This window comes from Mesorhizobium sp. M7A.F.Ca.CA.001.04.2.1, assembly GCF_003998485.1.
GTDB lineage: Bacteria > Pseudomonadota > Alphaproteobacteria > Rhizobiales > Rhizobiaceae > Mesorhizobium > Mesorhizobium ciceri.
This window is the reverse complement of the sequence record NZ_RZQT01000182.1, coordinates 1-9,688: the sequence shown is the minus strand read 5'-3', so window position 1 is coordinate 9,688 and position 9,688 is coordinate 1. Positions and strand designations below refer to the sequence as shown.

The window sequence follows — 9,688 nt, the reverse complement described above, 5'->3', positions numbered from 1 at the left end:
GCTCACCGTGCGGGAGAACCTGGAATCAGGCTTTGCGCCGCTGAGGCGAGCCGACCGCAACATTCCGGCGCATGTCTTCGAATTGTTCCCTGTGCTGAAGCAGATGCTCGGCCGTCGCGGCGGCGATCTTTCCGGCGGCCAGCAGCAACAGCTCGCCATCGGGCGGGCGCTGGTGATGCGGCCGAAACTGCTCGTGCTCGATGAACCGACCGAGGGCATACAGCCGTCGATCATTAAGGACATCGGCCGCGCCATCCGCTATCTGCGCGACCAGGCGGGCATCGCCGTGCTCTTGGTCGAACAATATCTCGATTTCTGCCGCGAGCTCGCCGACGAGGTCAACATCATGGACCGGGGCGTGATCGTCCATACCGGCCCGGCTGAAGATTTAGACCGGGCTGATGTGCGGAAGTTCCTTACCGTCTAGAATTGGCGGTGAACTTCAGTTGGCGATCCGAAGTTCTTGCCAAGTCCAATATTTCTCCATCCGATCACCTGCGTCTCTGGCACGCTCAATATCGCGTGCTAGTCTTTTCCATGGCTTTGTGAGTCGGCCGCTTCCGTATCAGTCTGGTTATCGCAGATCGAGGACCACGGCCAATGCCGGGCAAGTTTCACGCAAGCAAGGCTGCCTAGCTTCCCTCCTGCGATCTCTGTCGTTCAAACGCGTTTGGGCACACAGGCTAAAGGACAGCCATGGAACGTTACGTCGAGGATTACCAGAAGCGGCGGCTTACCGAACGCGTCGACATCATCGCTGCCATCAATATCTTGAGATCACAGGGCTGCGACTACGACGATCTGATCGAGGAGATCACCAAGGTCTTCTATGTCGATCTCGATACCTTCAATGAGATTGTCATGGCGGCCTAGGAGCCGCATTCGTCTCCCCACGATCAGAGGCCGGTGTTGCGCGATTAGCTTGCGCGCCTGAACGGAGACGCGGTGACGCGGTTACGGCCTCCGCGCTTGGCGTCGTAGAGCGCCTTGTCGGCGGCGTTGAGCACCTTGTCGAAGCCGAGGCCTTCCTTGGTGCCGAAAGCAAATCCGGCACTGACGGTGCATATCAGCGAGCCTGTCTCGGTTTCGATGCGGTGCGCGGCGAAAGCTGCCCGTATGGCCTCGGCGGTGGCCTCCACCGTTTCGGGCAAGGTCCGCTTCAGCACCAGCGCGAACTCCTCGCCGCCCATGCGCGCGGCGACGTCGGCCGGGCGGCGATTGCTGGCGAGTTCCCGTGCAAACACCCTCAGCACCTCATCACCGGCGGCGTGGCCGAATTCGTCGTTGATGGCCTTGAAGTTGTCGAGATCGAAGACGACCACCGCCGTGAAGGCGCCGACCGGCGCATCGCCGTGCAGGTCGAACAGGGCGCGGCGGTTGAGCAGGCCGGTCAGCGGGTCGGTCAGGGCATTGTGGCGGTGATGCCGGGCCAAGCGTCCCTGATTCAGGGCCAGGGAAAGCGCTCCAATCCCGGTCATGCTGGCGATGACGATGATGAGGCTCAGTTCCTCGGCCCAGTTGCTTGGCGCATGTCCAAGGACCAGCTTTCCATCCAAGGCTAAAACCATGGCGCAGAGAGCGAAGGATGCGGCCGTGGCAGAATAGAGCGCGGTGATACCGATCGTCAGGGCAGGGGCTTCGTCGCGGCCCTTCCAGTATTCGACCGCCGTTGCGAACAGAAGCAAGGCGGCGAAGGCATTTTCGAACATGAAGCCCAGCCCGTCATAGCCTAGAGCCATGGGAGGCAACGTCACGGCCAGCGAAATGGCGCTGCCAAGTACAGTTCGGGGCACTGGCGAGCCGCCGGTTCTGAACTGGTAGGCCGCGCCTAGCATTGTCGAGAAACCGAGCAGGAGGAAAGCCAGCGTGGCGATGCCCAGCAGGCGCCCGGGCATGTCGATATAGGCGTCATAGACAAAAATATCGCCGACCACGAACACCAGGCTGATCGCCCATGTCAGCAGGAATTTCTCCGAGCGAGCGGTCAGCCACATGCCGAACAATGTCAGGCTCAGGCAGGCCGCGGAAAAACCGACAGCCAGGAGAAGTGAAGTGTAGTCGAGCGACATGCCCCTCGTCCTTGCCCGTGGCGGCCCAGATCTGCGACTGGTCTGGCTGGATTCATGCAGCAAGGAGGTATCGATAAGGTTACGACGGTGGCGAAGATGCCATGATTCCGCTGCGTCAGGGCACCGGTTGACCCTGGTCCACTCGCTTCATCAGTGCCATGGCGCCGAACGGCGCGCGCACCTTGCCCTCGGTGATGAAGTAAACGAACACGTCGCGCGGCTTGACCGGCGCATCGGTGGCGGGGTCGGCGCGCCGCAGGTCGGCCGGCTGCTTGCCTTGCGCCCAGGTCTTTACCCGCGCGGCCCATTCATCGAGGCCTTTCGGCGTATAGCAGTCGGGATTGTCATCGCTGCCGGTCTGCAGCCGGGCGTAGACGAAATCGGCGGTGATGTCGGCGATATCAGGATATTTGGCATGGTCGGCGTAGACGATCGCGGCCTTGTATTTTCGGGCAAGTGCTGCGAATTCCGGCACGACAAAACTGTCGTTGCGGACTTCGAGCGCATGGCGCAGCGCAACGCCGTCCTGCTTTTCCGGGAGCAGCTTCAGGAAGGCTTCGAAATCGTCCGGATCGAATTTCTTGGTCGGTGCGAACTGCCACAGGATCGGCCCGAGCTTTTCGCCGAGCGCCGCCACGCCGGAGCCAAGGAAGCGCATCATCGATTCGCCGGCCTCGCCCAGCACGCGCCGGTTGGTGACGAAGCGGTTGCCCTTCAGCGAATAAACAAAGCCGTCCGGCGCCTCGCTGGCCCATTTGACGAAGGTCGGCTCCTTGAAGCTGGAATAGTAAGTGCCGTTGACCTCGATGCTCGGCACCTGGCGAGTGGCGTAGTTCAACTGCTTGGCCTTGGAAAGCTTGTCGGGATAGAAGGACGTATCCCAGGGTTCGAAGGTCCAGCCGCCCATGCCGGCGCGGATTGTTCCCGATGTGATCATTGTCATCCTCCCAATGCAGAAAAAGATCAGGCCGCGGTGATCTGATCGACGGTTTTGGCCATGTCGACGAGCACCCATCCTGGCCGGTAGGGATTGGGCCGGCGACCCGTTTCGTGGAAACCATAGGCAAGATAGAGCGCAATGTTCCGCTCCATCCTGGCGTTGGTGTAGAGCCGCACTTCTGGCAGACCCCAGAGATGGGTCTGCTCATCCGCGTGTTTCAGCAGCGCAATGCCGAAGCCCTTGCCTTGAAAGTCGGGGGAGACCGCGACGGAGAAGATCATCGCGTGGTCGTCATGTCGCTCCAGCGTGATCAGCCCGGCAAGCTCGCCGCCACTTTCCAGCAACCAGATCTCGCCGCGCACGATGCGCGGTGCATAGTCCTCGGTGACCGGGATCGGCGGCGCGCCGAACAGTGCGATGTAAGGCGCATAGGCCGCTTCCGTCAGCGAGACGACGGTTTGGAGATCACCGGCAAGCGCTCTTCTGATTGTCATTCAAAAGCTCTCCAGAGCTCTCCAGGCGCCAACCGGTCGATCACTCCGCCGCTTCGCGTTTGCCTCCGGGACGTCGCTCCAGAAGCTCCTTGAGGAACTGGCCGGTGTAGCTGCGCTTTTCGCGCACGATGGCTTCCGGCGTGCCGGAGGCGACCAGTTCGCCGCCGCCATCGCCGCCTTCGGGGCCGAGGTCGAGCACCCAGTCCGCGGTTTTTATCACTTCGAGATTGTGCTCGATGACCACCACCGTGTTGCCCTGGTCTACCAGTTCGTGCAGCACTTCCAGCAGTTTGGCAACGTCGTGGAAATGCAGGCCAGTGGTCGGCTCATCCAGGATGTAGAGCGTCTTGCCGGTCGCCTTGCGCGACAGTTCCTTGGCCAGCTTGATGCGCTGCGCCTCGCCGCCGGACAGCGTTGTCGCCTGCTGGCCGATATGGATGTAGCCGAGGCCGACCTGCTTCAGCGTGTCGAGCTTGTCGCGCACGCCGGGCACGGCGGCGAAGAAATCGACGCCTTCCTCGACCGTCATGTCGAGCACGTCGGCGATCGACTTGCCCTTGAACACGACGTCGAGCGTCTCTCTGTTATAGCGCTTGCCGTGACAGACGTCGCAGGTGACGTAGACGTCGGGCAGGAAGTGCATCTCGATCTTGATGACGCCGTCGCCCTGGCAGGCCTCGCAGCGGCCGCCCTTGACGTTGAACGAGAAGCGTCCCGGCTGATAGCCGCGCGCCTTGGCCTCCGGCAGGCCAGCGAACCAGTCGCGGATCGGCGTGAAGGCGCCGGTATAGGTGGCCGGGTTTGAACGCGGTGTGCGGCCGATCGGCGACTGGTCGATGTCGATGACCTTGTCGAGGAATTCGAGGCCCTCGATGCGGTCGTGGTCGGCCGGATGTTCGCGCGAGCCCATGATGCGTCTCGAGGCGGCCTTGAACAGCGTCTCGATCAGGAAGGTCGACTTGCCGCCGCCGGACACGCCAGTGACGGCGGTGAAGGTGCCGAGCGGGATTTCGGCGGTGACGTTCTTCAGATTGTTGCCGCGCGCGCCGACGATCTTGATGCGGCGGTTCTTCTTCGCTTCACGCCGCACGCCGGGCGTCGCCACTTCGAGCGCGCCCGACAGATATTTGCCGGTGATCGAATTGGGATTGGCCATGACCTGCTGCGGCGTGCCCTGGGCGATGATCTCGCCGCCATGGATCCCGGCGGCCGGGCCCATGTCGACGACATAGTCGGCATGCAGGATGGCGTCCTCGTCATGCTCGACGACGATCACCGTGTTGCCGATGTCGCGCAGGTGCTTCAGCGTATCGAGCAGGCGCGCATTGTCGCGCTGGTGCAGACCGATCGACGGCTCGTCCAGCACATAGAGCACGCCGGTCAGGCCGGAGCCGATCTGCGATGCCAGCCGGATGCGCTGGCTCTCGCCGCCCGACAGCGTGCCGGAATTGCGCGACAGCGTCAGATAGTCGAGCCCGACATCGTTGAGGAAGCGCAGCCGTTCACGGATTTCCTTGAGCACACGCACCGCGATTTCGTTCTGCTTGTCGTTGAGCGACGCGGGCAGGTCGGTGAACCACTGGTCGGCCTTGCGGATGGAAAGCTCGGTGACTTCGCCGATGTGCCTGCCGGCGATCTTCACCGCCAGCGACTCGGGCTTCAGCCGATAGCCCTTGCAGACCGGGCAGGGTGTGGCCGACATGAAGCGCTCGATCTCCTCGCGCATCCAGGCGGATTCGGTCTCTTTCCAGCGCCGCTCGAGATTGGGGATGACGCCTTCGAAAGTCTTCGTCGTCTTGTAGGAGCGCAGGCCGTCATCATACTGGAAGGTGATCTCGCGCTCGCCGGTGCCGCGCAGGACGGCTTCCTTGGCCTCTTCGGACAAATCCTTGAACTTGTCGCCGAGCTTGAAGCCATAGGCCTTGCCCAATGCCTCCAGCGTCTGCGCGTAATAGGGCGAGGTCGACTTCGCCCACGGGCTGACGGCGCCGTCGCGCAGCGAGATGTTTTCATCCGGCACGATCAGATTGCCGTCGATGGCGCGCTGGCTGCCGAGACCGTCGCAAGTCGGGCAGGCGCCGAACGGGTTGTTGAACGAGAACAGCCGCGGTTCGATTTCCGGAATGGTGAAGCCGGAGACCGGGCAAGCGAACTTTTCCGAGAACAGGATGCGCTCATGCGTCTCGTTCTTCGACTTGTTGACCGAATCCTCGCCCGTCTGGCTGGAATCGAGCGGCTTGTCGGCGAATTCGGCGACCGCCAGCCCATCGGCCAGCTTCAGCGCCGTTTCTATGGAATCGGCAAGCCGCGTCGCGAGATCGCCGCGCACGACGATGCGGTCTACGACGACATCGAGGTCATGCTTGTACTTCTTGTCCAGCGCCGGCACGTCGGCGATCTCATAGAAGACGCCGTCGACCTTGACGCGCTGAAAGCCCTTCTTCTGCAGTTCCAGCAATTCCTTGCGGTATTCGCCTTTGCGGCCGCGCACCATCGGCGCCAGGATGAACAGGCGCGTGCCTTCCTCGACCGCCAGTACACGGTCGACCATCTGACTGACTGTCTGGCTCTCGATCGGCAGGCCGGTGGCCGGCGAATAGGGGATGCCGACGCGCGCGAACAGAAGCCGCATATAGTCGTAGATCTCGGTGACGGTGCCGACGGTCGAGCGCGGGTTCTTCGAGGTGGTCTTCTGCTCGATGGAGATGGCAGGCGACAGGCCGTCGATCTGGTCGACATCAGGCTTCTGCATCATCTCGAGGAATTGCCGCGCGTAGGCCGAAAGGCTTTCGACATAGCGGCGCTGGCCTTCGGCATAGATCGTGTCGAAGGCCAGCGATGACTTGCCGGACCCCGACAGGCCGGTCATGACGATCAGGCTGTCACGCGGCAGGTCGAGATCGACATTCTTCAGATTGTGTTCGCGCGCCCCGCGAATGGAAAGATATTTATGGTCGGCCATAGCCGGTCGCCGCCTCAGAATCTGGAATTTCCTGGAATGGCGGGTTTTCCCGGCCATCCCCTATGTAGGTAGTTTTGCCGCCACGTCGAGAGACGCCACAATTCCCGACAAAAGCGTTTAAGCGTCTTTCGCGTGAACGGGCAAGCGGAAAGAACAAAGGCCGAACACGCTCCTGACAAAGCTGTGCAAAAACTGACTTGTACGTAACCTCCCGGCGATCACGTTTTTCGGTAACCGGCTATTGATGGTTGACGCGGGCAACCCAGGAGCGCAGTCTCCGGAAGTCAACGAAGCCGGCCGTCTTTCGATGGCCTCGCCGCCCAAAGGCGGCCTGCGAGACGCCGCAGGCATTTGCGATTTGTGCTTCGAATTGACAACAATCGCAACGGACAGAGGAGCGGAGCTATGACGCCACCGGATCGTCCCCTAGGGTTCCAGTTGTCACTGGAGCCGCGGCAGGCATAAGTGCCAGGGTTTAGCGTCTGCGCCACCCGGCAAACCGTGACCTGCCATATCCCCTAAAAATCAGAGACTGCTAGTCGGATCGTCGGCCGAACGCCGCGGTGCATCCGAAATCAAACGCCGGCAGTACACTCCCGGCAAAGTTGGATTTGAGATCCAGAAGGCCCCGTCCGTTTGCCCAAGGCACGGCGGGGCCGTTTTATGTGGGGAACGCTCATTTCCGCGCGCACTCAGTGACGCGGCGGCCCGATCGAGCCGGCGCCGACATCGACGGTGATGCTGCCGGAAATCCTGACATCCGTATCGCCGATCTTGAATGTGCCGTTCTCGCCGGCCGGCAGCGCATCGTCCGGCTCGGGAGCCGGCTTGGCGATGCGGTAGTCGCCGGTCACGCCGGGCAGGGCGCTTTTTTGCGTCGACGGCGAACTGTCCTCTGCAAGAGCCGCGCCGCTCACGAGGCTGGCAACAGCGAGCACCATGACGGCGATGACGGGACGCAGTGGTCTGGAGGGATGAGTGTCGGTCATCCCAGGACTATAGTGGCGCGCCGCCGATGGAACCAGACCGGCATCGTCAAATCTTCGGCAGCCGGCCGGACTCCGCTCCGGCCCTGGCTTACGCCGCCTTTTTGCGCGTGTCGAAAACATGGTCGACGATGCCCCATGCCTGCGCCTCGCGGGCGGTCATGAAGTGGTCGCGGTCCAGCGTGCGCTCGACCTCTTCATAGGTACGGCCGCAATGCTGCGCGTAGAGCTCGGTCATGTGCCGTTTCGTCCTGCCGATGCGCTCGGCATGTCGCTGGATGTCGGAGGCCTGGCCCTGGAACCCGCCCAGCGGCTGATGCAGCAGGATGGTGGCGTTCGGCAGGGAAATCCGGCGCCCCGGTGTGCCTGCCATCAGCAGGAACGAGCCCATCGAAGCGGCAAAGCCCATGCATACGGTCGACACCGGGCAGCTGATATATTGCATCGTGTCGTAGATGGCGAAACCACTGGTCACCACGCCGCCCGGCGAGTTGATGTAGAGCGAGATCTCCTTGTCCGGATTGTCCGATTCCAGCGACAAAAGCTGCGCGCAGACCAGCGCCGAGATGTCGTCGTTGATCTCGCCGTTGATGAAGATGATGCGCTCGCGCAGCAGCCGCGAAAAGATGTCGAAGGCGCGTTCGCCGCGGCTCGATTGCTCGATGACCATCGGCACCAGACTGGCAACACCGCTCATTTTTCTTCTCCGATTTTCTATTATGCCGCGCGCAGAAGGCGCGGTGCGTTCGCGGCGATGGGCTTTCCAATTGCGCGCAAACCGAGCGAAAGACGGCAGCCGGCGCCTGCCATGGCGATGGCAGGCATGGCCTTGCGGGCAAAGCCGTCATGGACGACACGCAGATGCGTGCCGCCGGAAACGGTCCGGGCAAGTGTGAAGGTGACGGTACTGTCGAGCGGATCCTGCCTGGCTGCGTCGCCCGGCTGCTCCCGCCAGGAATAGCGCAGCAGCTTCTCGGGTTCGGCGTCGAGGATTTCGCATTCGATCGGCGTGTCCGGCCCGGCGAAGGCGAAACGGTTGCCGATCTCGAGGCTGATGTCGTTCGGCATCATCCAGGCGGCCAGCAATTCCGGTACGGTCAGGGCCCGCCAGACCTTTTCCGGCGGCTCGGCAAGGTCGTACTCGAACTCGAGCGCATCCGCGGCGTCGATTTGGCCCTCGTTGGTCGTTGATCCCGCCTTCTTCATTGATCCATGTCCTTCAAAACCGCCTTCAGCCTTTCGATGCGTTCCGGCCAGAAAGTCCGGTAGCGTTCGATCCAGGAGAGCAAGGGAGCGAGCCCCTGCGGATCGGCGCGGTAATAGGCGTTGCGGCCGGCTCGCCGCTCGACCACCAGGCCTGCGCCACGCAGCACCGCCAGATGCTGCGATACCGCGGGCTGCGACACCGTCATACCGGTGCGCAATTCCGACACGCTCATCTCGCCTGCGGCCAGCCGCTCAAAGACGGCGCGGCGCGTCGGGTCGGCCAGTGCACGAAAAATCTCTGCTTCGATCATGTCAAAAGCATAAGTGAATACTTATTGATTTGGCAAGCACTGTTTTACGAGATTGTCGGAAGCCAGCGTCTCACCATTCCGGCAGGCCCATCGAACGTCGCCTCGAAAATCGGCGACGCAAGGACGGCGTGGATGTGAAGCGTTCCAGTGCCGGCGTTCTTGAACCCGTGTTACCTGTTCGCTGGGACAACGAGAGACTGGCCCGATGTCACGACTGTATGCTCATCGTCGATCCACATCTCAGCCCTACCGGCGATAACGGTCAGCACTTCCTCCACGGGATGCCAATGCGTTGGGGCGCCGACCGTGGGCTCGACCCATTGCTCGAATATGCAAAGTTGCGATGCACCATTGCTGGCCGACACATGCATGCGTGTTTCCACACCTGCTCGCCATTGCTCGCGCTGCTGGTCCTCATGTGCGACAGACTTCATTTGATCGCCCCCGGTCAGATCCGATTTCATGGAAATTTCCGGCCGGGACACTACATCTTGCTGACAAACATTGACAGAACGTCATCTGCACCATAGAACGAAAAGGGAACAAAAACCTTGTGGGTAAAGGCAGCCACGGCAAGCGGCTGACGCCTGCAGCCTGTAAGGTGCTGCGACAAAAAAATTTGTTTCGGATGAGCGCGGAGAAATATCATGGCGGGTAGCGTCAACAAGGTCATTTTGGTCGGCAACCTCGGCGCGGATCCCGAAATCCGTCGCCTCAACT

At 61.8% G+C, this 9,688-nt stretch carries 11 protein-coding genes and 1 pseudogene; 3 read left to right on the top strand and 9 right to left on the bottom strand.

The window, feature by feature from the left end; genetic code table 11:
- Both EN955_RS31745 and EN955_RS31740 read left to right on the top strand, forming a co-directional pair.
- Positions 1-427: ATP-binding cassette domain-containing protein (locus tag EN955_RS31745; protein WP_127223529.1), on the top strand; the 427-nt coding region annotated here is incomplete at its 5' end.
- Positions 428-696: 269 nt separating this feature from the next.
- On the top strand, positions 697-873 hold the full coding sequence (locus EN955_RS31740) for a hypothetical protein (protein ID WP_013531844.1): 177 nt from the start codon (positions 697-699) through the stop codon (positions 871-873).
- Positions 874-917: 44 nt separating this feature from the next.
- Here the strand turns inward: EN955_RS31740 and EN955_RS31735 are convergent, their stop codons facing one another.
- From EN955_RS31735 to EN955_RS35990, 9 genes are all read right to left on the bottom strand, one after another.
- On the bottom strand, positions 918-2,069 hold the full coding sequence (locus tag EN955_RS31735) for a GGDEF domain-containing protein (protein ID WP_013531843.1): 1,152 nt from the start codon (positions 2,067-2,069) through the stop codon (positions 918-920).
- A gap of 115 nt (positions 2,070-2,184) precedes the next feature.
- The gene (locus EN955_RS31730) at positions 2,185-3,006 is read right to left on the bottom strand and encodes a DUF72 domain-containing protein (RefSeq protein WP_024503517.1); all 822 of its coding nucleotides are present in this window, start codon (positions 3,004-3,006) and stop codon (positions 2,185-2,187) included.
- 26 nt (positions 3,007-3,032) lie between these two features.
- A complete protein-coding gene (locus EN955_RS31725) occupies positions 3,033-3,503 on the bottom strand; it encodes a GNAT family N-acetyltransferase (protein ID WP_024503516.1) in 471 nt (156 codons plus the stop codon).
- 40 nt (positions 3,504-3,543) lie between these two features.
- Complete coding sequence (uvrA, locus tag EN955_RS31720; RefSeq protein WP_024503515.1) at positions 3,544-6,465, bottom strand: excinuclease ABC subunit UvrA; 2,922 nt, start codon at positions 6,463-6,465, stop codon at positions 3,544-3,546.
- 692 nt (positions 6,466-7,157) lie between these two features.
- A complete protein-coding gene (locus EN955_RS31715) occupies positions 7,158-7,454 on the bottom strand; it encodes a hypothetical protein (RefSeq protein ID WP_024503514.1) in 297 nt (98 codons plus the stop codon).
- Between the two features lie 88 nt (positions 7,455-7,542).
- Entirely contained in the window at positions 7,543-8,148 is a 606-nt protein-coding gene (locus tag EN955_RS31710) for an ATP-dependent Clp protease proteolytic subunit (protein ID WP_013531838.1), read from the bottom strand.
- Positions 8,149-8,168: 20 nt separating this feature from the next.
- The gene (locus EN955_RS31705; RefSeq protein ID WP_024503513.1) at positions 8,169-8,657 is read right to left on the bottom strand and encodes an SRPBCC domain-containing protein; all 489 of its coding nucleotides are present in this window, start codon (positions 8,655-8,657) and stop codon (positions 8,169-8,171) included.
- Positions 8,654-8,968, bottom strand: coding sequence for a metalloregulator ArsR/SmtB family transcription factor (locus EN955_RS31700; protein WP_013531836.1), 315 nt, complete (start codon positions 8,966-8,968; stop codon positions 8,654-8,656). Before EN955_RS31700 ends, EN955_RS31705 begins: the two co-directional genes overlap by 4 nt.
- A gap of 170 nt (positions 8,969-9,138) precedes the next feature.
- A complete protein-coding gene (locus EN955_RS35990; RefSeq protein WP_338101297.1) occupies positions 9,139-9,432 on the bottom strand; it encodes a cupin domain-containing protein in 294 nt (97 codons plus the stop codon).
- Positions 9,433-9,615: 183 nt separating this feature from the next.
- Here EN955_RS35990 and EN955_RS31690 point away from each other — a divergent pair.
- Positions 9,616-9,688: pseudogene (locus tag EN955_RS31690) on the top strand (single-stranded DNA-binding protein); the annotation flags it as partial.